The organism is Arthrobacter sp. GQ119 (genome assembly GCF_059759125.1).
Genome location: NZ_JCAXEA010000017.1, coordinates 52,629 through 78,334 on the forward strand (window position 1 = coordinate 52,629; position 25,706 = coordinate 78,334).

General features: G+C 65.8%; 30 protein-coding genes and 2 pseudogenes. 17 read left to right on the forward strand and 15 right to left on the reverse strand.

From position 1 onward, the window contains the following. Positions 1-24 precede the first annotated feature (24 nt). Positions 25-714, reverse strand: coding sequence for a TetR/AcrR family transcriptional regulator (locus AC6CH3_RS16070; RefSeq protein WP_498133364.1), 690 nt, complete (start codon positions 712-714; stop codon positions 25-27). Positions 715-815: 101 nt separating this feature from the next. Here AC6CH3_RS16070 and AC6CH3_RS16075 point away from each other — a divergent pair, with 101 nt between their 5' ends. Continuing rightward, entirely contained in the window at positions 816-1,850 is a 1,035-nt protein-coding gene (locus AC6CH3_RS16075; RefSeq protein ID WP_498133365.1) for an NAD(P)-dependent alcohol dehydrogenase, read from the forward strand. A gap of 72 nt (positions 1,851-1,922) precedes the next feature. On the opposite strand, the gene AC6CH3_RS16080 is transcribed toward AC6CH3_RS16075, so the two are convergent. Then, positions 1,923-2,150 carry a hypothetical protein gene (locus AC6CH3_RS16080; protein ID WP_498133366.1) on the reverse strand — a complete coding sequence of 76 codons (228 nt, stop codon included), beginning with the start codon at positions 2,148-2,150 and terminating at the stop codon, positions 1,923-1,925. A gap of 364 nt (positions 2,151-2,514) precedes the next feature. Here AC6CH3_RS16080 and AC6CH3_RS16085 point away from each other — a divergent pair, with 364 nt between their 5' ends. Together AC6CH3_RS16085 and AC6CH3_RS16090 are read left to right on the forward strand one after the other, a co-directional pair. Then, positions 2,515-2,928: an SRPBCC family protein gene (locus AC6CH3_RS16085; RefSeq protein ID WP_498133367.1), complete on the forward strand. Its 414-nt coding sequence runs from the start codon at positions 2,515-2,517 to the stop codon at positions 2,926-2,928. 172 nt (positions 2,929-3,100) lie between these two features. Beyond that, positions 3,101-3,427, forward strand: a complete 327-nt coding sequence (locus AC6CH3_RS16090; protein ID WP_498133368.1) for a hypothetical protein — start codon at positions 3,101-3,103, stop codon at positions 3,425-3,427. Between the two features lie 3 nt (positions 3,428-3,430). Here the strand turns inward: AC6CH3_RS16090 and AC6CH3_RS16095 are convergent, their stop codons facing one another. The 3 genes from AC6CH3_RS16095 to AC6CH3_RS16105 all read right to left on the reverse strand — a co-directional run bounded on the left by AC6CH3_RS16095 (position 3,431) and on the right by AC6CH3_RS16105 (position 6,177). Next, positions 3,431-4,123 carry a potassium channel family protein gene (locus AC6CH3_RS16095; protein WP_498133369.1) on the reverse strand — a complete coding sequence of 231 codons (693 nt, stop codon included), beginning with the start codon at positions 4,121-4,123 and terminating at the stop codon, positions 3,431-3,433. Next, positions 4,116-5,489, reverse strand: coding sequence for a TrkH family potassium uptake protein (locus AC6CH3_RS16100; RefSeq protein WP_498133441.1), 1,374 nt, complete (start codon positions 5,487-5,489; stop codon positions 4,116-4,118). The genes AC6CH3_RS16095 and AC6CH3_RS16100 overlap by 8 nt, the downstream gene beginning before the upstream one ends. A gap of 493 nt (positions 5,490-5,982) precedes the next feature. Then, positions 5,983-6,177: a hypothetical protein gene (locus AC6CH3_RS16105; protein WP_498133370.1), complete on the reverse strand. Its 195-nt coding sequence runs from the start codon at positions 6,175-6,177 to the stop codon at positions 5,983-5,985. 326 nt (positions 6,178-6,503) lie between these two features. Between AC6CH3_RS16105 and AC6CH3_RS16110 the strand changes: the two are divergent. The 5 genes and pseudogenes from AC6CH3_RS16110 to AC6CH3_RS16130 form a co-directional block, all read left to right on the forward strand. Continuing rightward, positions 6,504-6,658 (forward strand): annotated as a pseudogene (locus AC6CH3_RS16110) (SulP family inorganic anion transporter); the annotation flags it as partial. Between the two features lie 168 nt (positions 6,659-6,826). Beyond that, positions 6,827-7,024 carry a helix-turn-helix transcriptional regulator gene (locus AC6CH3_RS16115; protein ID WP_498133371.1) on the forward strand — a complete coding sequence of 66 codons (198 nt, stop codon included), beginning with the start codon at positions 6,827-6,829 and terminating at the stop codon, positions 7,022-7,024. Further along, complete coding sequence (locus tag AC6CH3_RS16120; RefSeq protein ID WP_498133372.1) at positions 7,024-8,220, forward strand: type II toxin-antitoxin system HipA family toxin; 1,197 nt, start codon at positions 7,024-7,026, stop codon at positions 8,218-8,220. The genes AC6CH3_RS16115 and AC6CH3_RS16120 overlap by 1 nt, the downstream gene beginning before the upstream one ends. A gap of 102 nt (positions 8,221-8,322) precedes the next feature. Then, positions 8,323-8,715, forward strand: a complete 393-nt coding sequence (locus tag AC6CH3_RS16125) for a hypothetical protein (protein WP_498133373.1) — start codon at positions 8,323-8,325, stop codon at positions 8,713-8,715. A gap of 81 nt (positions 8,716-8,796) precedes the next feature. Next, positions 8,797-9,474, forward strand: coding sequence for a DUF6766 family protein (locus AC6CH3_RS16130; RefSeq protein ID WP_498133374.1), 678 nt, complete (start codon positions 8,797-8,799; stop codon positions 9,472-9,474). 16 nt (positions 9,475-9,490) lie between these two features. Here AC6CH3_RS16130 and AC6CH3_RS16135 read toward each other — a convergent pair whose 3' ends face one another. Beyond that, on the reverse strand, positions 9,491-10,237 hold the full coding sequence (locus AC6CH3_RS16135) for a GAF and ANTAR domain-containing protein (RefSeq protein WP_498133375.1): 747 nt from the start codon (positions 10,235-10,237) through the stop codon (positions 9,491-9,493). A 203-nt stretch (positions 10,238-10,440) separates the two neighbouring features. Between AC6CH3_RS16135 and AC6CH3_RS16140 the strand changes: the two genes are divergently transcribed. Together AC6CH3_RS16140 and AC6CH3_RS16145 are read left to right on the forward strand one after the other, a co-directional pair. Further along, a complete protein-coding gene (locus AC6CH3_RS16140) occupies positions 10,441-11,172 on the forward strand; it encodes a GAF domain-containing protein (protein ID WP_498133376.1) in 732 nt (243 codons plus the stop codon). Between the two features lie 10 nt (positions 11,173-11,182). Further along, positions 11,183-11,518, forward strand: a complete 336-nt coding sequence (locus AC6CH3_RS16145; protein WP_498133377.1) for a hypothetical protein — start codon at positions 11,183-11,185, stop codon at positions 11,516-11,518. 22 nt (positions 11,519-11,540) lie between these two features. Here AC6CH3_RS16145 and AC6CH3_RS16150 read toward each other — a convergent pair whose 3' ends face one another. Together AC6CH3_RS16150 and AC6CH3_RS16155 are read right to left on the reverse strand one after the other, a co-directional pair. Next, positions 11,541-11,969 carry a hypothetical protein gene (locus tag AC6CH3_RS16150; protein ID WP_498133378.1) on the reverse strand — a complete coding sequence of 143 codons (429 nt, stop codon included), beginning with the start codon at positions 11,967-11,969 and terminating at the stop codon, positions 11,541-11,543. A gap of 2 nt (positions 11,970-11,971) precedes the next feature. Next, complete coding sequence (locus tag AC6CH3_RS16155) at positions 11,972-12,229, reverse strand: hypothetical protein (protein WP_498133379.1); 258 nt, start codon at positions 12,227-12,229, stop codon at positions 11,972-11,974. Positions 12,230-12,553: 324 nt separating this feature from the next. Here AC6CH3_RS16155 and AC6CH3_RS16160 point away from each other — a divergent pair. From AC6CH3_RS16160 to AC6CH3_RS16180, 5 genes and pseudogenes are all read left to right on the forward strand, one after another. Further along, positions 12,554-12,679, forward strand: a pseudogene (locus AC6CH3_RS16160) (MFS transporter); the annotation flags it as partial. 132 nt (positions 12,680-12,811) lie between these two features. Next, positions 12,812-14,368, forward strand: coding sequence for an ABC transporter substrate-binding protein (locus tag AC6CH3_RS16165; protein WP_498133380.1), 1,557 nt, complete (start codon positions 12,812-12,814; stop codon positions 14,366-14,368). Positions 14,369-14,411: 43 nt separating this feature from the next. Continuing rightward, positions 14,412-15,353: an ABC transporter permease gene (locus tag AC6CH3_RS16170; protein WP_498133381.1), complete on the forward strand. Its 942-nt coding sequence runs from the start codon at positions 14,412-14,414 to the stop codon at positions 15,351-15,353. Continuing rightward, positions 15,346-16,191 (forward strand): ABC transporter permease, encoded by an 846-nt coding sequence (locus tag AC6CH3_RS16175; RefSeq protein WP_498133382.1) that lies wholly within the window; start codon positions 15,346-15,348, stop codon positions 16,189-16,191. The genes AC6CH3_RS16170 and AC6CH3_RS16175 overlap by 8 nt, the downstream gene beginning before the upstream one ends. Beyond that, positions 16,184-17,944, forward strand: coding sequence for an ATP-binding cassette domain-containing protein (locus tag AC6CH3_RS16180; RefSeq protein ID WP_498133383.1), 1,761 nt, complete (start codon positions 16,184-16,186; stop codon positions 17,942-17,944). The genes AC6CH3_RS16175 and AC6CH3_RS16180 overlap by 8 nt, the downstream gene beginning before the upstream one ends. Positions 17,945-18,033: 89 nt before the next feature. Here the strand turns inward: AC6CH3_RS16180 and AC6CH3_RS16185 are convergent, their stop codons facing one another. The 3 genes from AC6CH3_RS16185 to AC6CH3_RS16195 form a co-directional block, all read right to left on the reverse strand. After that, positions 18,034-19,308: an aminotransferase class I/II-fold pyridoxal phosphate-dependent enzyme gene (locus AC6CH3_RS16185; protein ID WP_498133384.1), complete on the reverse strand. Its 1,275-nt coding sequence runs from the start codon at positions 19,306-19,308 to the stop codon at positions 18,034-18,036. Further along, positions 19,308-20,189, reverse strand: a complete 882-nt coding sequence (locus AC6CH3_RS16190) for a class I SAM-dependent methyltransferase (RefSeq protein WP_498133385.1) — start codon at positions 20,187-20,189, stop codon at positions 19,308-19,310. Before AC6CH3_RS16190 ends, AC6CH3_RS16185 begins: the two co-directional genes overlap by 1 nt. 125 nt (positions 20,190-20,314) lie before the next feature. After that, positions 20,315-21,235: a phosphatase PAP2 family protein gene (locus tag AC6CH3_RS16195; protein WP_498133386.1), complete on the reverse strand. Its 921-nt coding sequence runs from the start codon at positions 21,233-21,235 to the stop codon at positions 20,315-20,317. Positions 21,236-21,329: 94 nt separating this feature from the next. On the opposite strand from AC6CH3_RS16195, the gene AC6CH3_RS16200 reads away from it, so the two are divergent. Beyond that, positions 21,330-21,542 carry a hypothetical protein gene (locus AC6CH3_RS16200; protein WP_498133387.1) on the forward strand — a complete coding sequence of 71 codons (213 nt, stop codon included), beginning with the start codon at positions 21,330-21,332 and terminating at the stop codon, positions 21,540-21,542. Between the two features lie 61 nt (positions 21,543-21,603). After that, positions 21,604-21,999 carry a hypothetical protein gene (locus AC6CH3_RS16205; protein WP_498133388.1) on the forward strand — a complete coding sequence of 132 codons (396 nt, stop codon included), beginning with the start codon at positions 21,604-21,606 and terminating at the stop codon, positions 21,997-21,999. A 36-nt stretch (positions 22,000-22,035) separates the two neighbouring features. Here the strand turns inward: AC6CH3_RS16205 and AC6CH3_RS16210 are convergent, their stop codons facing one another. The 4 genes from AC6CH3_RS16210 to AC6CH3_RS16225 all read right to left on the reverse strand — a co-directional run bounded on the left by AC6CH3_RS16210 (position 22,036) and on the right by AC6CH3_RS16225 (position 25,386). Continuing rightward, positions 22,036-22,356: a hypothetical protein gene (locus tag AC6CH3_RS16210; protein ID WP_498133389.1), complete on the reverse strand. Its 321-nt coding sequence runs from the start codon at positions 22,354-22,356 to the stop codon at positions 22,036-22,038. A gap of 49 nt (positions 22,357-22,405) precedes the next feature. Further along, entirely contained in the window at positions 22,406-22,903 is a 498-nt protein-coding gene (locus AC6CH3_RS16215) for a hypothetical protein (RefSeq protein ID WP_498133390.1), read from the reverse strand. Between the two features lie 141 nt (positions 22,904-23,044). Continuing rightward, on the reverse strand, positions 23,045-23,791 hold the full coding sequence (locus tag AC6CH3_RS16220; protein WP_498133391.1) for a response regulator transcription factor: 747 nt from the start codon (positions 23,789-23,791) through the stop codon (positions 23,045-23,047). Next, positions 23,788-25,386 (reverse strand): sensor histidine kinase, encoded by a 1,599-nt coding sequence (locus AC6CH3_RS16225; RefSeq protein ID WP_498133392.1) that lies wholly within the window; start codon positions 25,384-25,386, stop codon positions 23,788-23,790. Before AC6CH3_RS16225 ends, AC6CH3_RS16220 begins: the two co-directional genes overlap by 4 nt. Between the last annotated feature and the right edge of the window lie 320 nt (positions 25,387-25,706).

Genomic DNA, 25,706 nt, shown 5'->3' on the forward strand with positions numbered 1-25,706 from the left:
AGGGCACACCGGGGTCAGCCGGGGTCAGGTCGCCTCGCGGTCAGTGCCGGCGAGCAGGCGGCCCAGGCCGTCGAGGATGAGGTTCAGCCCGAAGTCGAACTCGTCCCCGAAGTCGTAGCCCGGCTTGAGGACGTGCTCGGTGGCGATCTCCACCATGTGCGGGTACTGGCCGGCGGAGAACCTCTCGACGATCGGCGCCGTGACCTCGGCGGCGGTGTCCCGGCCCGTGAACGGCAGGGCGGCTTCCTGCAGCGCGAAGCCATAGATGTAGCTGTCCAGCAGTGCATAGGCGTGGGCCGTCATCTGTACGGAGAACCCGGCGGCGCGCAGGGTTGCAAGGGTGGCCTCGTGGTGGCGCAGCGTTGCAGGTCCGGGGGACGTTCGCGATTCCAGCAGGCCCACAGCCCACGGGTGGCGCGCCAGTGCGCCCCGCACGTCATGCCCCCGGCGCTGCATCTCATCCCGCCAGTCGCCCTCCGGTGACGGAGCGGCGATTTCACTGAAGACCAGGTCCACGATGCCGTCCAGGATCTCATCCTTGTTGGCAACGTAGTGGTACAGCGACATGGCCTTCGTTCCCATGCGCTCGGCCAGTGAACGGATGGTCAGCGCGGCGATTCCGGACTCGTCTGCCAGGTCCAGCGCGCACCGGAGCACCCTTTCCCGGCTGAGGGCGACACGTTTCGGCGGACGGTCCTGGGCTGGCGTCGACATTTATCCTCCCCGCCTCTAGCTCTTTCGTACACTGTACGCTAACGTTTGTCGTACAGCGTACGAAAAGTTCCGCTGTATCCCTACCCGAAAAGGAAACGGTCATGGATTCTGACGGCCAGCGCGTCACAGAGCTCCCACTTGCGGAGGACGTCTCTTTCGATGGGACTTCCATGAGTGCCATCGTGCAGGACGCCTATGGCCAGGCTGACGTCCTGCGGCTGGCGAGCATTCCGAGGCCCGCACCGAAGGCCAACGAAGTGCTCGTCCGGGTCCACGCCGCCGGACTGGACCGCGGCACCTGGCACGTGATGACGGGCAAGCCGTACCTCCTCCGTCTCTTCTTCGGCCTCCGCCGGCCCAGGAACCCCGTCCCCGGGCGGGACCTGGCCGGGACGGTATCGGCGGTGGGATCGGCCGTCACCCGGTTCCTCGCCGGCGACGAGGTGTTTGGCATCGGCAGTGGCTCGTTCGCCGAGTACGCCGTGGCGCGGGAGGACAAGCTCGCCCACAAGCCCGGAAGCCTCTCCTTCGAACAGGCCGCGGTGGTGCCGGTGTCCGCGGGTACTGCCCTGCAGGGGCTCCGCGCCGGCGGGATCAAGGCCGGCCAGAAGGTGCTGATCCTGGGTGCTTCCGGCGGCGTGGGCAGCTACGCGGTGCAGCTCGCCAAGGCCTCCGGGCTGGAGGTCACGGGGGTGTGCAGCACGTCGAAGATGGATCTGGTGCGTGACCTCGGCGCCGATCATGTCATCGACTACACCCGGGAGGACTTCGCCGACGGCACCCGGCAATACGACGTCATCCTGGATCTCGCCGGGAATCCCTCCCTGGCGCGACTGCGCCGCGCACTCACGCCGTCGGGCACGGCCGTCATTGCGGGAGGGGAGGAGGGCGGCCCCCTGACCGGAGGCCTGGACCGGCAGCTCCGGGCGCTGGCACTGTCCCCGTTCATCAGCCAGAGGCTGACCATGCTCGCCGCCCGCGAGGGCCACGAGGACATTGAGCACCTTGCCGGACTGTTCGACGCCGGATCCCTCGCCCCGGCCATCGACCGGAGCTACCCGCTTGACCAGGTTCCGGACGCCATGCGGTATCTCGACGCCGGCAAGGTCCGCGGCAAGATCGCCGTCACCGTCTGAGCCCCCGCGGGGTTTTCACGCCCCGCGGGGGTTTCACACTCCCGCGGGGCTCAGCGGCCGGGTCTTGCTCGGTCAGTTCTGCGCTTGTTCGCGCCGTTCGTGTGTCTGCCCGTACGGGACATCGCGGCTGACCGCGACGGTGTAGCTCGTGTACCCGTGCTGCGTGACCAGGATGCCGTGGCGGCGTTCCTGCATGGCGTGTTCGCGGGCGATCTCGACGGCGGTGTTCAGGTCATTTTCGACGGTGTCGGGGTCGTGGGCGGTGATTTCCAGGACGAGGTCCGAGTGGCGCTTTATCATCGTGGGTCTCTTTCTCAACGGGATGTGACGGGCTCTCAGCGCGCACAGGCTTCCGGGTCCGGTCATAGCCGGGGAGGCGGAAGCGGTGATTCGAGAGGGGGTGCCCGGCATCTTCTGATGGGGCGGTGCCGGCCGTGGTCTCCGGCGGGCTGGATCGGCGGAAGCATCTTCCTGCGGATCTGTAGTCAGTGTGGAGCATTGTTGGCCCGGGCGCAATACGAAGTCCGAAAAAGTCGCGTCGCTCACTGATCCGGAACCCGCTCCGGGATCGCCAGGCCCAAAATGCGCATATGACATGTGATGTTCACCCAGCCGCCCCCAACCCGGCCGCCCGGCGTCAACTGCGCGAAGTACTCTGCTGGCTATGAAATTCTTTGAGGCAGAGGCAACGATCTACGCCCGGTCCTCCACCGTGTGGGACATCATCACCGACGACGGCAATTACACCGTCTGGGACTCCGGAGTCACCCGCATCGAAGGCCAGGTGCGCAACGGCGGCACCATCAGAATCCGGACCCGGACCGGCGGAAACCGAACCTTCCGGCTGCGTGTCCAGCAGGTCCCCGGAGAGCTGATGACCTGGACCGGCGGCCTGCCTCTGGGCCTCTTCAGGGGTGTCCGGACGTTCACACTTTCACCTCATGGAGGGAAGAGTCACCTGCGCGTGACGGAGGAATTCAGCGGTCCCCTGCTGGACCTGATGTGGAGGTTGGCCATGGGACAGGACTGCACCGGATACATCAACGCCGTCAAAGAACGCGCCGAACTCATCGGCTGACCCGGCCCGCCGACTGCCCGGGCCCGCCGGCTGCTATCAGGGCATGCGGTGCGGTTTTCCGCCGGAACAGGAAACAGGGCTGACACGTCGGAAACACCATCCTGAAACGCTGCAGAAAACTCCATGGTGCAGGCTTGCCTTGTTGAAGCAGTTTCGTGAAAGGGGCCCGATGATGGGTGAGGATGGGGATCTTCAGGTACGTTCCGTGGCGGAGCTTGCGGCAGGGGACGAAATCGAGGCCTGGCACCGCGGGCGCCTCGCCCACCGGGGAAGGGTGAGCAGGACCTTGGAGGACATCAACCTGTTCTGGATCATCGATGCCCGGACCGGTGCCCGGAGGCTGCTGGACCTTGAGCAGCTCAGCGTTCGGCGGGTACCGGCCGGAAGGCCCACCGCCGTCGTCGGGAATCCCGGTCCTCCCGCGGGACAGCAGGAACCGGCGGCGCCAAAGCCGGGCCCCGGCGCGTGGAGGCACGTGGCGTTCGTCGAGGCGGGGTGACCGTCAGGGGAGGTTGCTGAAGAATTCGGCCTGGGTCTTGCTGCCCTGGACGATGATCTGGTCCTCCTCGTACAGGACGGTCTGGGCGGTGGTGTGTCCCCATGTGCCGCCGGGGCGCTTGACCGCCACAATCGTGATGCCGTACTTGTCCCGCATGCCCAGCACGCCGAGGGGGCGGTCCTGCGCTTCCGACGGCGGGCTGGTGCGGATCATCACGAAGTCGTCCTCGAACTCCACATAGTCGAGCAGGGAGCCGCGGACCAGGTGGGCCACACGCTTGCCCATGTCGTGCTCCGGGCGGATCACGTGGTTAACGCCGAGCTGTTCCAGGATCTCGGCATGGGGATCGCTGATGGCCTTGGCCCAGATCTGCGGTTTGCGGAACGTGAGGAGGCGCGAGGTGGTCAGGATGCTCGCCTCGATGTCGCTGCCGATGCCCACCACGGCCCGGTCGAACTCGTGCACGGAGAGCTGGCGCAGGACCTCCTCCTTGGTGGAGTCCGCGCGCACCACATGGGTCAGGCGCCCGTTGTAGGACTGCACGATTTCCTCGTTCGCGTCGATGCCGAGGACCTCGGTGCCCTGCGCCTCAAGTTCCAGCGCCAGGGCGCCGCCGAAGCGGCCCAGGCCGATGACGACGACGGAGCCCGCCACCGCTGGCCGGTCACCGCTGCGGGAGAACATGTTCTTAGCCAATGAGGGGCCTTTCCTTCGGGTAGTCGTACAGGACCGGGCGCTCGCGGAGTGCCAGAGCCGCGCCCAGGGTTGCCGGGCCGAGGCGCCCGACGAACATCAGCAGCACCAGGACCAGCTGCCCGGCCGGCGGCAAAGCCGCCGTGATCCCGGTGGAGAGTCCCGCCGTCGCGAAGGCCGAGACCACCTCCAGCAGGATCTGTTCCTGGCCGAAGTCCGTGATGAGCATCAGGAAAACGGTGGAGCCGACCACCAGGGCGATGGACAGCAGCACCACGGTGATCGCCTGGCGCTGCACGGCGCGGGGCAGCTGCTTGCCGAAGATGTTCACACTCGTTGCGCCCCGCAGCTCGGAGAGAAGAATGAAGAACAGCACGCCGAACGTGGTGATCTTCAGGCCGCCTGCCGTGCCCGCGGGGCCGCCGCCGATGAACATCAGGATGTCCATTCCGAGCCAGGACGCAGGATGCATCTGCCCGATGTCGATGCTGTTGAAGCCCGCGGTGCGGGCGATGACCGACTGGAAGAAACCGGCCAGCACCCGTTCACCCGGTCGCAGTCCTCCCAGCGTGGCGGGGTTGGACCATTCGACGGCGGTCAGGAAGCCGGCGCCTCCGACCAGGAGCGCGGCGGTGCCCACCAGGACCAGCTTCGTGTTCATGCTCCAGTGGATGGGCCGGCGGTATTGCCGGTGCAGTTCGAACAGCACGGGAAGGCCGAGGCCGCCGATGATCGCGGCGGCGGCGATCGGCAGGCAGATCAAGGGATCGCCGGCGAAGCCCATCAGGCTGTCCGAGTGCAAGGCGAATCCGGCATTGTTGAAGGCGGACACCGAGTGGAAGACGCCATGCCACAGGGCGCGGCCGGGGGAGTACCCGTAGCCGTCGACGTACCGCGCCGCCAGCAGCCCGGCCAGGATCACTTCCACCGTGAGGCTGACGGCGAGGACACCCAGGATGACCTGGCGGACCGCGCCCAAGCCGGTCGCCTGCGATTCGGCGGCCGCGGCGAGGCGGGAGCGAAGGCCCAGCCTCCGGGCCAGCAGCACACCCAGCAGGGTGCCGAAGGACATGACCCCGAACCCGCCGAGCTGGATCAGGGCCAGGATCACCACCTTCCCGAAGGCGCTCCAGTACACGGGGGTGTCAACCGTGACCAGCCCCGTCACGCACACCGACGACGTCGACGTGAACAGGGCATCCATGAAGGGCGCTGAGCCTGGGCCGTTCCTGGCGACGGGAAGCATCAGCAGCGCGGTCCCCACGGCAATCGCGGCGGCGAACCCGAGGACGATCACCTGCGCCGGGTGCTGCGGGGCGAAGACGTTGAGGATGCGCGGGAAGACTTTCGAGCTCTTTCCCAGGCCCATGCGGCCGACAACTCCGCGGGAGTTCCGCCCGCCCCCACCGGCAGCGGAGGCGGCGGGCCGGGCTTTGCGGCCGGGAACGTCCTGCATACGCGTCACGCTACCACCGGTGAATCCCAACGCCCCCGCACTTTTCGCCACCATTTTTCCTAACCCTCCCTCACTGCCTGCCGGTTCTTCCCGGACGATCCCGCACATCCTGCCGCTTTCCGTGGGACGCTCCCGCCTTTCTTGAAGAGGCGGTCAGATGTGAGGGACGGTTGGGTTTCGGGCGGCGGGATGTGAGGATGCTGTCCGGTATCCGGTCGCCCCGGCGGTAGCGCTCCAGATGGTCGCGGATGAGCGCGGTGACCGCGCCGGGGTAGAGGAACGACTCTCCACGCATCGCGGCGCGGCACGCCTCGATGAGGTCGCGGTCGGCGACCGATGCGGAACACCGGTCCTCACATGCGGGGTTACAAACGTTGTACAGGTCATGGTGTTGGAACCCAGCCTGCTAAGTCGTCCGGTGGCCGTCCGTATCCGGGAATTCACGGAGCGTGGCTGCTACGGCCCTGACGGCGGCCGGGTCTTCCGTCCAGGACCGGCCTGTCCGGGTATAGGCATGGAAGCTGGTCACCTTGGAGTCCTTGGCTGCCTCAGCGAGTTCGTCCCACGCGCACCGCAGATCCTCTAAGCGTGCCGGCGACAAGGGCTCATTCTGGGCCACAGCGGACTCGGGATTAGTAACCGCAGGAGCCGCGGTTGCAGCTTTTCGCTGGCGGAGATTTCTGAAGCCCATTTCCGTGTCCCCCTGACGTTGAGCTCCCATCCAGAGTATCAATGCACTGGTCTGCGCTGCCTCACTTAACCGCGGTCTAAGGCTGTTCCGCTGCCCTACGGGGCGCTGATCCTAGTGATGAATTCGTCGGCCTGGGCAAGATTCCGGGCCATTTTCGTCCGCGGATGTACTGCCTTCTCCAGATACTCAGCGAGCATTTCCGAGCTACCCCCAGCGGATCCCTGACGCTCCCCGGTGCCAAGCACCTCTGGGACGCCTCCACCATCGCCGCCCTGGACGCCATCACGGAGAAGTACCACCACCACGGCAAAGACGTGAAGATCATTGGGCTGAACGAGGCCAGCACGACGATGCGCGACGCTTGGGAGGGAAACTGGGGGCTGGTCACTGACCTGATCCCTGGGGCGGGGGTCGGCGATATATTGCCGATAACACCCTCCGGTCATGTCGCAGGAGGCGAAACCGGGTGAACCGGCAGGATATTGCCTAAAGTGCTCCTTTCGGGGATCCTTGGTTGGAGTTAGGCCAGTAACGGCAGGATGTTGCCGGAAGGAGATCCGTGGACGACTTCACCTCAATAGGTGCCGGCATCCGGAGTGCCCGAAAGGATGCAGGGCTTTCCCAAGAGGATCTGGCCCATCTGGCCGGGACGTCCCAGCGGACAGTCAGAGCGATTGAAACGGGCACCGGCAACCCGTCGCTGAAAGCGGTCGTCGCGGCAGCCAACGTCCTGGGACTGCATGTGGCGGTGCGCTGATGGCCGCTGACCTGCAGGATCTCAAGTTCATCAAGGCGGCGGACGTCTACAAGGACGGTGTTCTGGCCGGGAGCCTGAAGCGCACTGAGAGGGGAGGTGTGGCCTTTCAGTACTCACCGGAGTACCTGGCGGGGGGCCAGGCTGCGGTGGCATTTTCCCTGCCACTGTCCGAGACCGCCGTCGAGACCCCTGCGGGTGCGGTTCCCGCCTTTTTCGCGGGGCTGCTCCCTGAAGGCCACCGGCTGACCGTGCTGAAGAACGCGGCAAAGACGAGCTTCAGCGATGAAATGACCTTGCTGCTGGCGGTTGGCTCGGACGTTCCGGGCGACGTCCAGGTGGTTCCCGCAGGCGAGGCTCCGGAAGACACTCCGGCGCTGGCGGACTCCTCGCAGCCCGGTGAGCTGGATTTTTCAGCGTTGGCCAATGCTGTCGACCAGCACAGCCTGCCCGGCGTGCAGACGAAAGCCAGCGCCTCGATGATGACCACGCCTCTAACCATGCGGGGACACAGGTATTTGCTGAAGCTCGATCCGCCGGAGCATCCGCATCTGGTGGAGAACGAAGCCGTCCACCTGGCGGCGGCGAAGGCCCTGAAGATTCCGGTGGCGGCCAGCTCGGTCATAACCGACAGGAACGGCCTGCCCGGCCTGCTCGTCGAGCGATTCGATCGGGCCCCGGCCGCAGACGGCGCCTGGCTGCGCCTGCCGCTGGAAGACGGGACCCAGGTTCTTGGCCTGCCGCCGGCCTCCAAGTATGCAATCAACTCGGAAGACGTGGTTCTGGCCCTGGCCGGGCACTGCAAGGCGCCCCTCGTCGCGGTGCGCAATCTCTATCTCCAGTTCCTCTTCGCCTGGTTGACCGGCAATGGGGACCTCCACGCGAAGAATGTTGCGGTTCTGGGCAGCCGAACCAGGGGGTTTTCAGCCGCCCCGGTCTACGACGTCCCGTGCACGCTTTTGTACGGGGACGACACGATGGCGCTGCCCCTCGCGGGTAAGACCAAGAACCTCAGGGCACGGCACTGGGCCGAATTTGCGGACAGCATCGGCCTGCCTGCCCGCGCTGCGTCGTCGGCCAAGGCCATCGCCCTGGCGGCAGCCGCCGGCGTTGATCTCGACGTCCTCCCGTTCAGCGGCTCCGTGGTGCGCGGCAGCCAGCGTGAGCTGCGGTTCCGAAGAGCCGAACTGGAGGGTTAGGGCGGGGATCTTAATGTTTTCTTGGTGCCTGTGTACTCTAAGGGAAGAATTAGTAAGGAGCCTTAGCATATGCGCTTCAGAATATCAATAAGGACCAACGGGATGCCGGCGGCAGCGTTTGCATCCTTGGTTCTTGTTATCACCGGATGCTCGGGTTCCAATGCGGGAGCCGATGGTGCCGCCCGCGTCGCCGTGGAATTCCACAAGATGGTGTCCGCTGGAGATCCTTCGGCTGGCTGCGGCCTTCTGGCCCCGGCCGTTGTGGAGAAGCTCGAGGACGGCTCCGCCGGTACCTGCGGCGAGAAGCTCTCCGCCCTGAACTTGCCGGCCGCAACCCGGGCAACCGAGGCCAAGGCCTATGGTTCAAGCGCGCAGGTTTTCCTCGATGAAGACACCGTGTTCCTGACCAAATCCGGGGACAGTTGGAAGATCACGGCGGCGGGGTGCACTTCCCGGGGTGAACGTCCCTACGACTGTGATGTGGAAGGTGGCTGACATGCGCTGGGCTTTCTGGATATGTCTCAGCATCATCGCCGTCGGACTGGCATACCTGCTTCTCATCGGGGTGATGGGCCGATGAAGCACAACCCGTGGCTCACGAACGGCCTGAGCATAACGTTCGCTGCCCTGTTTTTTGGCTCACTGACGGGGCAGGCGTTCAGCGGCCTCGCCTATTTCAATGAACAGCAAATGGCAGCGAATCTGGATGGCATCAGTTTCTGGCAATACGTGACGTCGTCGAGCTTTGCGGTGGACGTGGCCGAAAACTGGCAGTCCGAGTACCTTCAGTTCCTGCTCTTTATCGTCCTGACCGTGTGGCTGGTCCAAAAGGGCTCGCCTGAGTCCAAAGCGATCGAAAAACGCGGCCACGGGTCTGAAAAGGATCAGCTGATCGGACAATTTGCCAAGCCCGAATCCCCGACATGGGCCAAGGCCGGCGGCATGAAGACCTGGATCTTCGCTAATTCGCTGGGGCTGGTCATGGGGACAGTCTTCATCCTGTCCTGGCTGGTCCAGTCCGTTACCGGCTTCAGCGCCTATGCGGAGGAACAGATCACCAACCTGCAGGACCCGGGCACCTGGGGAGAATATGTGGCGTCCCCTGAATTCTGGAACCGCACACTGCAGAACTGGCAGTCGGAGTTCCTCGCCGTGTGGTCCATGGTCATCCTGAGCGTCTACCTGCGCCAGCGCGGGTCGCCGGAATCCAAACCCGTGGGTGAAGCCCACGACGCAACAGGAGCCAGTAACTAGGACTGGGTGAAGGCTGCTATTCGTCGAAGTACGTCGTCAACGGCTGGCCTTCGGAGACTGAGGCTACGATCCGCGTTGCGACGTCCCGCAGCTTTATGTTCCTCGTGTTGGAAGCGCTCCTGAGGATCTTGACGGCCGAATCCTGGCTGCACCGGTTCTGCGCCATGATAATGCCGGTGGCAACGTCGATGGTGGTCCGGGAGACCATCGCCGCTGCGAGGTTGTTCCGCGCGTCCGTCAGATGCGCGATCCGGAGGGCAAGCCGGAGAGTTTTCGAAGCGTTTTCGGCGTAGCTCGCGGCGTCGTCGATGTCCTGGCTTGAGAAGGCATGGGGCCGGCCGGCGAAGAGATTGAGCGCCGCTCTGGTTTCTCCCTCCACCGCCAGCGGGACAGCCAGGATGGAATGTATCCCGTGCCCTGATGCTGCGGCAACGTATTCGGGCCAGCGATGTTCCTTCCCTAGGTCCGGAACCAAGACGGCTTCCATTCTTTCCATGGCTGTCAGGCAGGGGCCCTCGCTAAAGGCCAGCTGGATCTCGTCCAACTCGTGAGCCTGGGCATCACTGCTGGCTATGGTGGCGGATTTCTTGCGCCGCAGCAGGGTGATTCCGCAGTGGACTGTCCTGCCGGGCGCCGAGAACCATGAGCTGGACAACACGGCGAGCTCATTCAGGAATTCCTCGACATCACTGCTGTACAACACCAGATCCTGCAAGCGGACCGCAATGTCCCGTGCAGATTCCGGGCCGGCTTCTGCAACCATCGGTGCCTCACTTAGAAGGATGAATAAAGAACTTTCCGGCCACTTCAGAACTAACTTTCAGATTACATCTTCCAGCGCCCCCAACGCCGCGTCCCGAGACTATGCTGAAACTATCGGCGGGGAACTATGTAACCTGGCCTACGGCCTTGCAGAGGGCCTCCAGTAGTGGCAGTGATGCCCTGCAACTTTCTAAGAAGGCCACCATGTCCAGCCAGCTGCCACTCGACGAACTGTCCTTGGTTTTCGCGCGCCTAAGGGGTTTGCTCCTCACCGAGGAAAAGGTGGACCGCGCCGTGCAGCTTCTCGCCGAAGCGGCCAGGGACGCCATTCCTGGAACGAGGGGTGCCGGCGTCTCGCTTCTCAATGACCAGGGACGCAGGACCAGCCAAGGGGCAACCGACGCCGTCGTCGAACAGGCAGACCTTGCCCAGTATGAACTTGGCGAGGGTCCGTGCCTGACCGCTTGGGCATTTGATGCGACGGTTCTGGTTGAGGACGTCGCAGCTGACGGCCGTTGGCCGCGCTGGAGCCGGGCCATTGCTTCGCTGCCTGTCCGGTCGGTGGTCAGCACACCGTTGCGGACTGAAAAAGGGAGCCTCGGCGCCCTCAAGATCTACGCGGCCAGCCCATCGGTCTACGACGCCGATACGGGCCTGCTGCTCGAAAAGTTCGCCACACCCGCGGCCACCCTGCTCGCCAACATCCAAGGACGTGAGACGCCGCACCGGATCAGTGAGGCACTTGCTGCCGCCCTGGCCGGCAGGGACTCCATCAACCGCGCCTGCGGAGTCCTCATGGAACGGCAAAATCTGGGGGCGGAAGAAGCAATGCAGGAACTCCTCCGGCTCGCCCGCACGCACGAATCACCGCTGCATCAGGTGTCCGCGGAGCTGGTCCAGGCCGCATCAGCCGACGGGAAGTCCGGAGAGGAGTGAGGGAGGCAGGATGCAGTCCGACAATCCTGAGAAGCAACAGGCCAGGCTCCTCCGGGCGGCCATGAGGCATGCCGGCATCAGCACGGGCGATCTATGGCTGCGTTATTTCAGCATCGGAGGATCAGCAGGCGAGTATGAAACCGACGCCTACCTCCAAGGCATCCTTCCGCTCCCGGAGGTGCAGCGCGACCTGCTCGCGCAGGCCGCGAACGAGCTCATAGATGAACTGCCGCCACCGCCGCGGGCGCCGTACTCGGAGGATTTCCTGCCCGGCGGCGCCCGCGACCCTTTACAGCCCGACAGACCCAACTACCGCCTGCCCAGCCGGGCTTCCGAGGATGACTAGCGGAGGCTGATTAGCGTAGCCCCTATTCGGGAAGCTCCATCTGAAAACCGCAGACGCACCTGATCACGCGGGTGGATAAGTACACGTCCAATGCTTCGCCGTCCGGGCGGCTGCTGCCCACGGACGCCTGGAGCCTGCGGAGTTCGTGCCCGGCTCTTTCCATCGGCCGTCCGCAGTGAATGTAGTGTCCGCCGAACAGCAAGACGTCCGACACATTCTTTTGACGGTTCAGGATGAATGCCACATCGGCCACGTCGGCCACCTGGGCGTGGTGCCGTCCGCAGGCGGTGCAGGTGTAGGACACGTCCACGAGTGCATCCGCAGGCCCTTCGCGGGAGTCGATGGACCTGATGACCAGATGGGCGTCGTTCCGGCACGCCGTGCACCGCAGCGGCTTTCCGCCCGGGACATGCGCGCCGCCTGGAACATACGCGTTTGAGCTGATGGACATGATCAGACCAGGGCGGGGTAGCTGGACAGGATGTAGTCGGCCGCAGCGGGCCCCTTCATCCGGAGCCGCGTGTTGGCCAGGTCGATGCCGCACCGGCGCATGGCCGCCCAAAAGGCGGCGTCCGATTGGGGATCATGGCCGTGAAGCAGGCACCAGCTGGTGTAAAGACCGTAGAGACAGTCGCGGCCCAGGGGGCAGTCTGTATCAGGGTCAAAGGAAGTGGCTTGGTCAAGAAACTGCTCGAAGTGCGAGATGGCCATCGTCAGGCTCTTTCCGCGTTGTGCATCATGTGCCGCCATGTTGCTACAGCAGCTGCGTTCCGGCCGTGCACGCAACCGGAACGGGGGTTCGGTCCCGCATCAACGGGGCCGATTCCTCTTTAGAATTTACGTAGTTCCGCTCCGTCTGTCCAGACATATCTCTGAATGGCTCTCCGGGTTGTGAGCCTGCGGCGCAAAGGCCAGGGACGCTGCGATGGACGGGTCCGGCTCGGGCTGCTGCAGGTGCGCAATTGCGGCGGGATGCGCGACGGCGGCAAAGGTGCCGCGCTGCTCTTCGGGCACCTCCGGGTGCAGCTGGGTGAGCTCTCCGCCGTGACGGCCGTGGCCTCCCTCGGGGCGGGCGTGACGGCCACCGGCATACTGGGGTTCGCGGCGGCAGCCGTTTTCGCCGTCGTTCGTCCCAGGCTGAAGCACCGCCGGAACTACTGAGCAGCTACCCGTCCTGAATATGACGTGGGCCGGACTCGCCGTTTGAACCGGGAAGTTAGGTTAGCCTACACTCAGACTGGCCGTTCAGGCCGTTCAGTTTCGTCTGCCAGCTTCCGCAGACCCACACTCTAGGTGGTTCCGTTGCGCATTTCGCTCCCATCGTCCGTGTCCCTGGGACTTGTGGCGCTTCTCTCGCTGTCCGGCTGCGGCTTCAGCGGCTCCGGAGGAGGAACAAACCAAGCGGCCGACACCGACCAGCGGATCGTCGTCGACAACTTCCGCGCCCCGGTGGCCGGCTGGACCCTGGAGAGCGACGCCGCGTACATCCTGTCCCTGTCCGGATGCCTGGAGACCCTGACGCGCTACGACGCTGCGCAGGGCAAGGTCGTGCCCTCGCTGGCAACCGAGTGGAAGCAGGCCTCTGCCCTTGAATGGGACTTCACCCTCCGCGAGGGAGTCACGTTCCAGGACGGAACACCCCTGAACGCCGAGGCCGTGGTGCGCTCCCTGCAGACCGTCCTCGACGCCAAGGTCCCGGCCCGCGCCTTCAGCCCAAAGGTGGTCAGCGGCGTCAAGGCCCTCGACGACCGCACCGTCCGCGTGACCACTCCGACGGAGAGCCCGCTGGTGCCCTACCGCATGGCAAGCGTCAACACGGGCGTGCTGGCGCCGGCCGCCTTCAAGGGTGAAACCGTTGACCCGTTCGGCCACTGCACCGGCCCCTTCAAGCCCGTTTCCGAAAAGCCGAAGCAGTCCCTGACCCTGGACCGCAACGAGAACTATTGGGGCGGAAAGGTGCAGCTTGCCGGCGCCGAGGTCCGGTTCATCACCGATGGCGCCACCCGCACCACCCAGGTCCAGACCGGCGAAGCTGACGTTTCGATGTCGATCCCCGTCTCCGGCCTGGCCGCCCTGGAGGGGGATTCCAGGGTCAAGGTCCTCAAGGCCGATTCGCCGCGGACCGCCACACTGTACATGAACAACGGAAGGGCCCCGTTCGACGACGTCGACTTCCGCAAGGCGGTCCGCTCGGCTCTCGATCTGGATGCGCTCGCCGGAAGCGTCTATGAAGGTGCCGCCCTCCCGGCGACCGGCCCCTTTGCCCCGTCGGAGCCCTGGGCCCTTGAGGGTAATGCGGCGCCGAAGCAGGACGTTGAAGGCGCGAAAAAGCTGCTCGCTTCCGCCGGCTACACCGCCGGCCGGCCGCTGGAGATCATCGCGATCGTCGAGCGCGCGGAGTTCGCGGACGTGGCAACCGTCATCCAGGAAAACCTGAAGGCCGTGGGCGTTCCGGTGAAGATCCAGACCAAGGAGTATGCCGCGGTTGAACCGGACCTGCTGTCCGGCAACTACGACATGGTGCTGAGCCAGCGCAACCGCCTGATCGACATCGCCGACCCCATCGGCTTCCTCACCGCGGACTACACCTGCGACGGCACCTACAACCTGAGCCACTTCTGCAACGCCGACTACGACAAGACGATCGCCCAGTCAGCCACGACGGCGGACTCCGAGGAACGGTACCGGCTCTACGCCAAGGCCGGACAGATCCTCCAGGACCAGGCCGTGAACGTGTGGCTCGTCAACGAGCAGGCCATCGATGCCGTCCGGTCCGACGTGCAGAACCACGTCCAGGACCCCCTCGCCCGGTACGTGCTTCGGGCGGAAACGGCAAAGCCCGGATCGTGAGCGTAAGGTTTCCCGACGGAATCCAGCATCGGCCGGGTCCGGCATGATGCAGTTCCTCGCCCGGCGAACGGCGGCCCTGGTGGTCGCCGTTCTTCTGGCGTCTTTCGTTGTCTTCCTCATCCCCTATGTCACTCCGGGGGACCCGGTGCGGAAAATCATCCGCTCCCGGGTGACCGGAGACGCGATCGATGACTCCGCCGTCGAAGCGCTCTCTCTTCAGCTGGGCCTGCAGGACCCCCTGTGGCTGCAGTACCTGCGCTGGCTGGGACGGTTCATCAGCGGCGACATGGGCCTGACCTACACGAGCCGCACGCCCGTCGTCGACCACGTGATGCCCGCCCTCTGGATCACGCTCAGCCTGGTGGTCCTGGCTCTGGCCGTGGCGGCCGCGGTTTCGGTGCTTCTGGGCATCACGGCAGCCCTGAACGAGGGACGGCTGGCTGACCGGGCCATCACCGCGGTGAACCAGGCGCTGATCGCCATCCCCGAGTACTGGCTCGCGCCGATGCTCGTGCTGGTCTTTGCGATCCAGCTCTCCCTGCTGCCCTCCGCCGGGTGGGATGGCCCGGCCTCCGCGGTCCTGCCCGTGGCCGTCCTCGCCCTGCGGCCTACCAGCCATTTCCTGTCCGCCGTGCGTGAGGGAATGCTCGATGCGCTGGGCGCCGAGCACGTCGTCGCTGCCCGGAGCCGCGGACTCAGCCGCGCCCAGGCCGTGTGGAAGCACGTGATCCCCAACGGGCTGCTTCCCCTGACCACCTTGGCAGCCGTGTGGTTCGCGGGCCTGCTGGGCGGGTCGGTCATCGTCGAGGTCATCTTCGCCATCCCCGGCATGGGACGGCTGATGTTCGACGGCGTCCTGAACAGTGACATTCCGCTTGCCCAGGGCGCGGTGGTGGTGGTCGTCGGACTCGCCGTTCTGCTGACCACCGCCGCGGATCTCGTCCACGGCCTCCTCAACCCCCAAGTGAGGATGCTCCATGCGTAAGCTGCCGCCGCACGTCCTGGCCGCCGCCTCGGTCCTGGCCATCGTCCTGCTGTGCGTGGTCCTGGCTGGCTGGATCGCCCCCTATCCGCCTGCCGAACAAAACCTTGCAGCCCGGATGGCCCCGCCCAGCGGAGCCCACTGGCTGGGCACCGACCACCTGGGCCGCGATACCCTGAGCCGGCTGCTCGAAGGCGGAGGGTTCTCCCTGACCATCGCGGCGCTGGCCACCGTCCTCACGGCAATAATCGGCACGGCGATCGGCGTACTCAGCGCCCGTCGGCGGGGCTGGCTTGACGAGTTCTTCACCCGAACGAACGATGTCCTGCTTGCAGTGCCGGAGATGGTTGTGGCGCTGTTCCTGGTCGCCGCTCTGGGAGTCGGGTACCCAACCCTGCTGCTGGCCCTGACCGTGACGGGCTGGACACCCTTTGCCCGGCTGGCCCGGGCACTCGCCTATGACGTCTACGCACGGGGGTTCATCGAGGCGGCCCGCGTGGTGGGCTGCCCGCCGTCGTTCATTTTGCTGCGGCACATCCTGCCACACCTGGCCGGGCCCCTCCTCGGCCAAGCCACCCTCCGGTTCGGACAGTTCCTGATCAACGTCGGGGCCCTGTCCTATCTGGGACTGGGAGTGCAGCCGCCGCAGTCGGACTGGGGATCGATGCTCGCTGCGGCCCAGCCCTACGCCCTGAGGGCGCCAATGACGATCCTCGCCCCGGGCCTGGTGATCTTCACCGTCGCGCTGTGCGTTACCCTCATCGGCCAGCATCTGGCACGGATGTCCAGCAGCCGCCTGATGCTCGCCGCGTCCCCCACCCCGGCGGTCACCCATGCCTGAGGGTCTGATCATTGAAAAGCTGCACGTCAGCCAGCAGGCACCCCTGGCCATGCGCCGCCCCGCCTCCGGCGGCGGTTCTGACCCGCGTCCGATCCTCTCCGGCGTCGACCTCTCAGTGGCCCCGGGGGAGTTCGTTGCCCTGGTGGGCGCCTCGGGGAGCGGCAAGTCCATGACTGCGCTGTCCGTCATGGGGCTGCTGCCGCCGCAGATCCACGTCGAGTCCGGGTCCGTCACGCTGGGCGGAACCGACCTCATCCGGGCCGGCGATAAGGAGCTCAACCGGGTCCGCGGCGGCAGGATCGGCATGCTGTACCAGCAGCCCAAGCGGATGTTCAATCCGCGCATGACGATTGGCGGGCACCTGGCCGAGCCGCTGAAGCTTCACCGCGGACTGCGCGGACGCGCCGCCCGGGCACAGGCCCTGGCTCTGCTCGCGGAGGCGGGATTTGAGGACCCGGTCCGGTGTGCCCGCTCCTTCCCGCACCAGCTCTCAGGCGGCATGGCCCAGCGGGCCATGATGGCTGTTGCCATGGCCGGCCAGCCCGAACTGCTGCTGGCCGACGAGCCGACCTCCGCCCTCGACAAGGTGCTGGAAGTACAAATCCTGGCGCTGATCGACAGGCAGCGGCGCGACCACGGACTGGGAGTCCTGTACATCACCCACGACCTCGCCACCGTCGCCGCGTTCGCTGACCGGGTGGTGGTGATGGACTGCGGCCGCGTCCAGGAAGCAGGACCGGCCAGGACCGTCCTCGAGGCGCCCCGGACCACGATTACCAAAGACCTTCTGGCGGCATCGGCCCTCAGGACTGCCCGGACCCCGGCCCGGACTCCTGCGCGAATTCCAGTCCGCTTTCCCGTGCGGACGTTGACGGTAGGGACGCCGCTGGGGCTTCCGGTCAGCATTCCGGGCCGGACGCCGGCGCCGCGGACGTCGCTGCGGACTCCGGTCCGCATTCCGGTCCGCAAGCCAGCAACACCCGCAGCCGAGCCCCCGGAGCCGCGCACGATTCTGGCGCTGGACGATGTCACCAAACGGTTTCCCTCCAAGGGGCGCGGCGCGCGTCCGGCTCTGGACGGCGTCTCGCTAAGCCTTCGGGAAGGTGAGATTCTTGGCGTCCTGGGGCAATCGGGCTGCGGGAAGAGCACGTTGGCCCGACTGCTCGTCGGGATCGAGACCGCGGACCGCGGCAGCGTCACCCGGTCGCTCCGCATGGGGGAAGGCGGCACCGGTGCCGACGGCACAGAGGTGCAGCTCGTTTTCCAGGAACCGCACGGTGCCTTCGACCCGCGCATGAAACTGCGCACCAGCCTGGAAGCTCCGCTGTTGCGGCGCCGGGACTGCACGGCGGACGAGCGCCGGGAGCGCATCCACAAGGCCGTTCGCGATGTTGAGCTGGTACCGGACCTGCTGGACCGGTACCCGGGCCAGTGCTCGGGAGGGCAGCTGCAGAGGCTGACGATTGCCCGGGCGCTTCTTCTGGAGCCGGCGGTGTTGATCTGCGACGAGGCCACCTCGGCGCTGGATGCGGTCACGCAGCGCAAGATTCTCGATCTGCTGCTGCGCCTGCACAGCGACCGTCCGCTTTCCCTGATTATGATCTCCCACGACATGAACGTCATCAGGTACATGAGCCAACGCGTGGCCGTGCTGTACCAAGGGGCCCTTGTGGAACTGGCCCGCACCACCGACTTCTTTGCGAACCCAGTGCACGGGCACAGCAAACAGCTTGTGGCTGCGGCCCGCCCTTGACACTGCCGACCTCCGAGTATGAACTGTGGTCTCGCTGCCGATGGTCATGGCGGTGGCGCTCATCGCATGAGGGTCTGCGTCGCCTGGTGCTACAGTGACGGCGGGTGCGCCTTAGCGGCCGGAATCACCGGAATGAGGCCGGTGGGCAGATGGTACTCGGAGTCCTCGGGACGGTCCTGCTCGGCCCGTTCAATGGCAGCCTGGAAGTGAGGCAGGCTTCGTTCCACCATCTCTTCACTGGCGGTGAGGGAGATGCGGAAGAAACCGGGCGTTTCGAACAGGGAGCCGGGCAGCACGAACACGTCCTCCTGGCTAAGTGCCTCGGTGAAGGCCTCGTCGTCGGCTATGGGGGAGCGGATGAACAGGTAGAACGCGCCCTCCGAAGGCTGCAGCCGGTAGCCCATCCCGCGCAGCTCCCGCACGAGCCAGTCCCGTTTCCGCTGGAGCTGATCGACGTCGATGGTGAACCGTTCCAGCTTGGGCAGCGCATGCTGCAGCGTGCCGTTGGGGTAGATCCAGCCCATCGCCACCTGCAGCGCGCCCATGGCGGGTGCGAGGTCCTTCCGGTCGGGCATGGTGGAAGGAAGGGCAAGGTATCCGATCCGCTCACCCGGTGCCAGATGCGTTTTGCCGTACGAGTAGGCCAGCATCGTGTAGGGGTAGAACTCGGCAGGACTGTGGAAACGGGCACCGTCGAACACAATCCGGTTGTAGGGCTCGTCCGACACGAGATAGATCCGGCGTCCGATGCGCGCGGAGGCGTCCTCCAGCAGGTCGGCGAGCTGCTGCAGGAGCTCCGGGGGATAGATCCGGCCGGTGGGGTTGTTCGGCGAATTGACGATCACCACGCGGGTACGCGGCGTGACCGCAGCCCCAATGGCCTCCAGGTCAAGGTCGAACGTTTCCGTGTTGATCCGGACTTTCACGGGGACAAGACCGGCCTCGACGACGAGCGGCTCGTACAGGAACCACGGCGGCAGGCTGTAAATCACTTCATCGCCCGGATCGGCCACCGCCTTCAGTGCCAAGGCGATCGCAGTGAATCCGCCGGTTGTCAGGTAGAGATCTTCGGCTGCGAACGGCACGTCCAGCAGTCTTTGCAGGGAATCCGCGGCGGCCTCCCGCGGGTAGGTGCCGTTGGACTTGTAGGCAAACCACTGGTCGTCGCGGGGGTTGACCGCATCCCGCAACGCGTCCACATACGCGGATTGGGGCATCTGGTGCGGATTGCCCAGCGTGAAGTCACAGACCCCGGGCAGGAGGTGCCGCCGGGAGTACGTGGAGTCGTTGAGGAACGCGCTGATCCGTTGGAAGGACGGGATGGATGCGACGCCCAGCGCGCGCCGGGATGCAGCGGAGTCCATCACCGCCCGCCTCCGGTGGTGGCACCTGGCCGCACCTTCTTGGCGGTGAGCAGCAGGTACTCCCAGTCCATCTGGGACGGTGCGTCGCCGTGGGCATCGCTGTAGGCCCCGGCAAGTTCCGTGAGGGCCTCGTCCAGGGCTTTGACTCTCTCCTCGTCGCCGCCAAGGGACTTGTACACCGAGATCGTTGGGCCGTAGTGGGACTTGAAGTAATGCAGGAAGTCGTTGGGCTGGTGGAAGCTCGTAATGGTGACCGTCTGCTTCCGGACCTCGACGTCCGTGACGTTGCCGCCCAGGAGCTTGCGGACATGGTCCTCACTGCCCCACAGCGGCGGGGGCTGGGCGCCGGGCGGAGGCGGGGGAGCGAACGGTTTCATCGTGGCGAACATTTGCCCGATGAACCCTTCGGGCGTCCAGCTCAGCAGGCCGATCGTGCCGCCGGGGCGGCACACCCTGAGCAGCTCACCGGCGCTCTTTTCATGGTGCGGGGCAAACATGGCGCCGAAGCAGGACATCACCACATCGAACTCGCCGTCAGGGAACGGAAGGGCTTCAGCGTCCGCTTCCATCCATTCCAGATCGACGCCGCGGTCGGCTGCCTGGTGACGGCCGGCGTCGAACATCTCCGGAGTGAGGTCGCTGGCCACCACCTGGGCCCCCATCATGGCCGCGGGAATGGCGGCATTTCCGGCGCCCGCGCCGACGTCCAGCACCCGCTGCCGCGGTTTGATGCCGCATGCCTCAACGAGGATGGCACCGAGATTGGGGATGAGCTCGCTGGCGAGGGCCGGGTAATCCCCCTGTGCCCACATGGCCCGGTGCTTCTCCTTGAGTGCCCGGTCCGCGGTGGCATCCGCCGTGGTTGCATCCTTGTCATTCATTGGAACCCCTCCGCGTGTGCATCATTGCCGGTGCAGGTTGTCATGGACAGCCCGCTGCTGGCCCAGTGGAGGCTGTGGTGCGACTTATTCTCGGCTTCGGTGCCGGGGTTGTAAAGAAGGAGTCGCTACCTGGCAGGTGCTTTCCGGCGTCGTGCGGCGTAGGCGAACAGCGACGTGGTGGCCACGGTGGCCAGATATCCGGCGATCACGATCAGTGAAATTCCCGCCCAGAAGTAGTTGGTGGTGCTGCTCTCCCGGCCAGGCGGTGCGATGGTGACCAACGAAAACACCGCCACCGCGGCGGAGGCCAGGCCGATCGCCACCGGCACTCCGAGCCACAGCCGCGCGGACGCCCAGTGACCGTTGAAGCCGTCCCACACATTCCACTCATGGGTGCCCGTGCGGATGATGAGCCAGCCCGCGGGAATCATGAAGCAGCCCACCAGCAGGAACGCGGCCACCACGTCCGCGGGCCGGTGCCACTGGTTCACCAGCGTGGAAATTCCCGACGCGACCGCAAAACTGCCGCCCACGAACCCCGCCAGCGGCCGCCAGCGCGGCGACGCCATGAGGAACACCGCGGCGGCCGCAGAGGCCGCCAGCGTGGTGTGCCCCGACGGCAGCGAATTCAGCTCCAGCGTCTCCACACCCCGGTCCGGCCGCACCGGCAGCAGCTGCTTGAGAACCTGCGTGGCGATGTTCGCCGCCACGCACGCCGCGAGGGCGATGCCCGCCGCCCGCCAGCGGCGGTGGATCACCGTGACAAAAAGAACGACCACGGCGGCCATCACCAGGGAGATGGTGGGCAGCCAGTCCAGGAACCGGGTGGTGACCTTGCCCGCAGGTCCATGGATTTCCACGGCCTCCACCAGGGCGGACTCGTCGATGAACTGGCCGGTGGTGGTGCGGACAAAGTAGTAGTACGTGGCCGCGAGCCCGGCCATGCAGGCCAGGGTGGCAACGAAGAAGAGGAAGCCGGTGCCCCTCGCGAGGCGCATCCGGCCCGCGGGCTGCTTGCGTCTGGGGTCCCTGGGCTGCGAAATCATCGTATAAAAGCGTGTCACAGTTTGCTGGGAGCCGCCTGACTGCCGGGACAGCTTCCCCCTCGACAGGGTGCCGGGCGCGAATTAGCTTGGGCGTATGACTGAAAACCCGGAAGACACCGGCACTGCCCGCGAAGAGGACGGCACTGCCCGCGAAGATGCCGAGCCCGAGCGCGGCGAGGACGAGTCCGCCCACGGCTCGCCCGCAGGCGACCTGAGCAGCAAACTGGACCCCGACTTCATCCCGCAGCAGGGCGATACGCCCGAAGCGGAACGGACCCGGGAACACCCGGAGGAAACCGGCAGCTGAGCGGCCTTCCGCCCCAGGACACATTGACCATCCGGGGCCCGCCGGCGGATAGAGTTTGAGCATGGCCGGACTCGCAGATGTTCTGGGCCCCATTCTGGAACTGATGTCCTGGGTGGGGTTCATTCCGGGCGTGCCGCTGCTCGTGTGGGGCCTGGTCATCAGGCAACGGCGGTGCCAGTGGACGAGCACGTCCGGCGAGGTGTACACGGCCGGCGGCTTCACCGGATTCCGCTGGCTCGACCAGGAAAACGTGCCCCGGCAGACACTCGTGGACGCGGAGGTGGCGCGCGGACTGGTGGCAGGCAACGAAGTGGAACTCCACTACGACCTCTGCCACCCTTCCCGCTGGGGCCTCGAGCCTCCCAAGCACGACAACACCGTCCTGATCCTCGGCTGGATCTTCACCGGGCTCGGGCTTCTGTGCACGGTGGGCGGGTTCGTGCTGCTGCTCTTCTAACGGTCCCCCGCTGGCGGACTCCTTCTGGAGGCCCGGCTAATGGCCCGGGCTGGGCCGGACCGCGTGGCCGCGTGCCGGCTCTGGAGCGCCGCTGCGCTTGTTCCGTTCCTTCAGGTGATCCAGCAGCGCCTGCTCGGGATGTCCGGGGTTCTCCGCAAGGTGCCGGAGCAGCCGGCGCCGCACGTCTGACCGCGGGGCGGCCGTGGTAAGCACGTTCTGGATGATGTCCAGGACCTGCTGGTGCAGTTCGGAATCGTCAATGGTGATGGTGGAGGGCTGGCTGTTCGGCACGCCGATTGTGTAACCGAGGCGTTCCGGTGGGATTGGTTCATGCAGGTCACGGAAGTTCCTGTGCATCACGGACTCCTTCTTTGGGGAAATCTGGGCGGTACTCTCACGCTGGCGCTCATTCATCGCTGGCATCTCCGCTGCCGTCCAGGCCGCCCTTGTCGTCGGGCTTCACCGGGGATGAGGAATCTTCTGTTGCTGCCACGGCGGGAGAGGTCACCTGCGTCGGCGCGACGTGCTGGACAGCGCCCGGGTCATCGCCGACCGAAACGCCGGCGGGCGCGTCGGTGGCCTGGGTCTGGGCCATCTGGACCTGTGTGGAGGGCAGGGCGGAGCCGGGCGCATCCGGGGCTGAACCGGCGGCAGCGGCAGTGTTGAGGGGTATGGTCTTGCGGTAAGGGGACGTGGCCTCGGCAGTCGTCAGGGGTTTGCTGCGGGGAGACAGTTCGGCGGACGACGCCGCGTCGCTTGTCCCGGGTACGGCGCCTTGCCGGACGGTATCGACCACCACCACACCGGCAGGCTGGTCCGTAGGCGCCCCTCCAAGCGACTGTGTCCAGACCGCAAGACCGGCAAGTCCGATCAGGGGAACGCTCAACACGGATAACTTCTTCACCGGCCCGCCTTCCCTCGTTGGTGATTCCACTGTGAGGCGCGAAGGTGAGGCAAGAATGAGACGTGGATGAGAATCCTCTCATCCAGCCCGCGGCGGGTAGGGCGCGGCGCCTAAATCCAAAACAGCTTTAGTCCAAACGGCTCAGACCGGGGCGGGCTCCTGGCCGTTCGGGTCCCCGTTGCGGGGGCCGTCCGGAGCGTCGCCGGCGGGGGACGCTTCGTCGGGCAGGCACACGAGGCGGTAGCCCACGCCCCGGACTGTCTGGATGCGGTTCTGGCCGAGCTTGTGCCGCAGATACCGCACGTAGACGTCCACCACGTTGGAGGACCCTTCAAAGTGGTAGCCCCACACCCGGCTCAGCAGTTGCTCCCGGCTGAGTACCCGGCCGGCGTTCTCCATGAGGGTCCGCGCCATGACGAACTCCCTGGCCGAAAGGTCAATGACGCGTCCGCCGATCTGTGCGGTCCGCAGGTTGATGTCGAGCGTCAGATCGCCGCAGACGAGCGTAGGTGCTGCCGTGACGGGCGAGGTGCCCCGGAGCCGCAGCTTCACGCGCGACAGCAGTTCCTCGAACCTGAAGGGTTTGGTCATGTAATCATCGGCGCCGCCCTCGAGCGCCGAAACCGTGCTTTCCAGGCTGTCCGCGGCGGTGAGGACGATCACCGGGATGGCGGAGTGCATGGCCCGGAGGTTTTGGAGGACGGTAAGCCCGTCCATGCGGGGCATTCCGATATCAAGGATAAGGAGGTCGTACTCGCCGGAGGTGGCATAGTCCAGCGCCTTCACGCCGTCAGCGACCTGGGTGGTGGTGTATCCCGCCGCCGTGAGGCCTTTAACGAGGAAGGCCGCAATGCGGGGCTCGTCATCGGCGATGAGGATCCGGGTCACGGGCTGCCTCCGTGACCTGCGAGGACGGCGGTGCCCGACGACGGATTGGTCAGCCGGGATTTTGCGTGCGGGCCGGCCGCTCTTTTCGCCGCGCCGGGTGAGTCCTCCTCGGCGCTGTCCCCACCCCCTGCCGGGATGGTCAGCACAAACCGGCTTCCCTTGCCTACAGTCGATTCCAGCCGGACGGTTCCGCCGTGCGCCTCGGCGATGGCCTTGACGATCGAGAGTCCCAGTCCCGAACCCTCGGACGACCCTGCGGCATTACGGCCCTTCACGAACCGTTCGAAGATGCGCTCGTGATCCTCGGCAGGGATGCCGGTGCCGGTGTCCGAGACCCAGATTTCGAGGTCCGTCGAGTGGTGCGGCCGCGCACCCAAAGGTGCGCCGCCGTCGTCGTTCCTTGCCCAGGCGGCCCCGACGGAAATCCGGTCCGTCTCGGCCGTGTGCCTGACGGCGTTGACCGCGAGCTGTTCCAGCGCCTGCATGAGCCGGTGCCGATCCGCGCGAATGAGGCCGCCCGGCTTGGCCTCCAGCTCCCAGTGGCGCGGAGCGAAGACCTTGATGCGGTTCAGGATGTTCTCCAGGAAGATGTCGGCTTCGATCCACTCCGGTGACACGAAGTCGGGCCGGCCGCTGCGGGCGAGGATCAGCAGGTCCTCCACCAGCACCTGCATCCTGTCCAGCTCATCCAGGAGCAGGATGCGGGTCTGGTCCACGTCCTCGGGGTCGCCCGCGCGCAGCAGTTCCAGGTAACCGCGGATGACCGTCATGGGCGTGCGGAGTTCATGGCCCGCGTCGTGGACGAAGCGGCGCTGGTTCTCGAAGCCGGACTCGAGCCGTTCCAGCATGTGGTTGAAGTTCATGGCCAGCTGGGCTACGTCGTCCGTGCTCCCCGTGACGTCCACACGCTTGGTCAGGTCTTCGAACGTGGTGTTCTGGGTGGCCTCCCGCAAGCGCCGAATGGGGCTGAGCAGCCGCCCGGTGAACACGTATCCCATGAAGCCGGCGATGGCGAGCGTCACCAGGGCCGCCAAGGCGTAGGTCCACATGGACTTGACGATCTGGTCGCGCTGGCGGCCGATCTCATTGGCCACCACCAGGAGCCCCTCTTGCGGCTTGCCTTGCAGCTTCACCGGCGTGATGGACAGGCGCACTTCCCGGCCATCGATCACGGTGTCCTGCACCACGGTCCGGTCAGGGCGGCTCCAGGCCCAGATCTGCTCCCTGACCGCCAGCGTGCGCAGGTTGGTGGCCTGCTCGCCGCCCGGCAGGATCGTGTTGCCATCCCGGATCAGTGTTATCAGCGACTCGTGCCCGCCCGGCGTCTCCGATCTCAGGAACAGTGTGAACAGTTCGTCCAGCGACGAGAACCCCGGACCCGGGGCCGGCTGAACGAGGGCGTTCAGGTTCTTCCTCGGCTGCTGCAGCTCCTCATTGACACGGTCATCGAGGCTTCTGAGTTGGGCCGCATACGTGACTGCTCCGGAGACCAGGAGGCCCACCGCCATGAAAACAAGGAGTGTGGCCAGCACCCGGAACCGGACGGAACGGATTTCACTCCGCAGCTCCGCCCGCAGGACACTGGCAGACTTCATTGCCCTGCCCGTCGCAGGTGTCTGGCCCGCCCCACGTGTCTGGCCCGCCCCACGTTCCGACACCGCTGCTGTAACGCAGCACATATTTTCCCGCCGGCCGCAAAGAATTTTTGGTTCCCGAACGTGCCGGCCACGTTACTCACAGCGGGATACTCGGAGTACTTGGTTGCATCCTGTACTGCCACGCTCCGCCTCATCGGGTCACTCATTCCATGCTTATCCGGCGGTCCTCCGGGGGACGAGGATCGCATAAAGCCGCTGGGAACTGCGGCAATACCAACATAGGCCTGCATTCTTGGGAAAAACTTGGTGACGTCCTC

Excerpts from the sequence above, each read along its gene's own strand:
- AC6CH3_RS16155 (WP_498133379.1), bottom strand. The coding sequence starts at position 12,229 with ATGGCCATCTCGCACTTCGAGCAGTTTCTTGACCAAGCCACTTCCTTT.
- AC6CH3_RS16130 (WP_498133374.1), top strand. The coding sequence starts at position 8,797 with ATGAAGCACAACCCGTGGCTCACGAACGGCCTGAGCATAACGTTCGCT.
- AC6CH3_RS16170 (WP_498133381.1), top strand. The coding sequence starts at position 14,412 with ATGATGCAGTTCCTCGCCCGGCGAACGGCGGCCCTGGTGGTCGCCGTT.
- AC6CH3_RS16075 (WP_498133365.1), top strand. The coding sequence starts at position 816 with ATGGATTCTGACGGCCAGCGCGTCACAGAGCTCCCACTTGCGGAGGAC.
- AC6CH3_RS16150 (WP_498133378.1), bottom strand. The coding sequence starts at position 11,969 with ATGTCCATCAGCTCAAACGCGTATGTTCCAGGCGGCGCGCATGTCCCG.
- AC6CH3_RS16185 (WP_498133384.1), bottom strand. The coding sequence starts at position 19,308 with ATGGACTCCGCTGCATCCCGGCGCGCGCTGGGCGTCGCATCCATCCCG.
- AC6CH3_RS16175 (WP_498133382.1), top strand. The coding sequence starts at position 15,346 with ATGCGTAAGCTGCCGCCGCACGTCCTGGCCGCCGCCTCGGTCCTGGCC.
- AC6CH3_RS16210 (WP_498133389.1), bottom strand. The coding sequence starts at position 22,356 with ATGCACAGGAACTTCCGTGACCTGCATGAACCAATCCCACCGGAACGC.
- AC6CH3_RS16100 (WP_498133441.1), bottom strand. The coding sequence starts at position 5,489 with ATGGGCCTGGGAAAGAGCTCGAAAGTCTTCCCGCGCATCCTCAACGTC.
- AC6CH3_RS16145 (WP_498133377.1), top strand. The coding sequence starts at position 11,183 with ATGCAGTCCGACAATCCTGAGAAGCAACAGGCCAGGCTCCTCCGGGCG.
- AC6CH3_RS16070 (WP_498133364.1), bottom strand. The coding sequence starts at position 714 with ATGTCGACGCCAGCCCAGGACCGTCCGCCGAAACGTGTCGCCCTCAGC.
- AC6CH3_RS16225 (WP_498133392.1), bottom strand. The coding sequence starts at position 25,386 with ATGAAGTCTGCCAGTGTCCTGCGGGCGGAGCTGCGGAGTGAAATCCGT.
- AC6CH3_RS16085 (WP_498133367.1), top strand. The coding sequence starts at position 2,515 with ATGAAATTCTTTGAGGCAGAGGCAACGATCTACGCCCGGTCCTCCACC.
- AC6CH3_RS16205 (WP_498133388.1), top strand. The coding sequence starts at position 21,604 with ATGGCCGGACTCGCAGATGTTCTGGGCCCCATTCTGGAACTGATGTCC.
- AC6CH3_RS16080 (WP_498133366.1), bottom strand. The coding sequence starts at position 2,150 with ATGATAAAGCGCCACTCGGACCTCGTCCTGGAAATCACCGCCCACGAC.
- AC6CH3_RS16125 (WP_498133373.1), top strand. The coding sequence starts at position 8,323 with ATGCCGGCGGCAGCGTTTGCATCCTTGGTTCTTGTTATCACCGGATGC.
- AC6CH3_RS16190 (WP_498133385.1), bottom strand. The coding sequence starts at position 20,189 with ATGAATGACAAGGATGCAACCACGGCGGATGCCACCGCGGACCGGGCA.
- AC6CH3_RS16090 (WP_498133368.1), top strand. The coding sequence starts at position 3,101 with ATGGGTGAGGATGGGGATCTTCAGGTACGTTCCGTGGCGGAGCTTGCG.
- AC6CH3_RS16195 (WP_498133386.1), bottom strand. The coding sequence starts at position 21,235 with ATGATTTCGCAGCCCAGGGACCCCAGACGCAAGCAGCCCGCGGGCCGG.
- AC6CH3_RS16120 (WP_498133372.1), top strand. The coding sequence starts at position 7,024 with ATGGCCGCTGACCTGCAGGATCTCAAGTTCATCAAGGCGGCGGACGTC.
- AC6CH3_RS16135 (WP_498133375.1), bottom strand. The coding sequence starts at position 10,237 with ATGGTTGCAGAAGCCGGCCCGGAATCTGCACGGGACATTGCGGTCCGC.
- AC6CH3_RS16200 (WP_498133387.1), top strand. The coding sequence starts at position 21,330 with ATGACTGAAAACCCGGAAGACACCGGCACTGCCCGCGAAGAGGACGGC.
- AC6CH3_RS16180 (WP_498133383.1), top strand. The coding sequence starts at position 16,184 with ATGCCTGAGGGTCTGATCATTGAAAAGCTGCACGTCAGCCAGCAGGCA.
- AC6CH3_RS16140 (WP_498133376.1), top strand. The coding sequence starts at position 10,441 with ATGTCCAGCCAGCTGCCACTCGACGAACTGTCCTTGGTTTTCGCGCGC.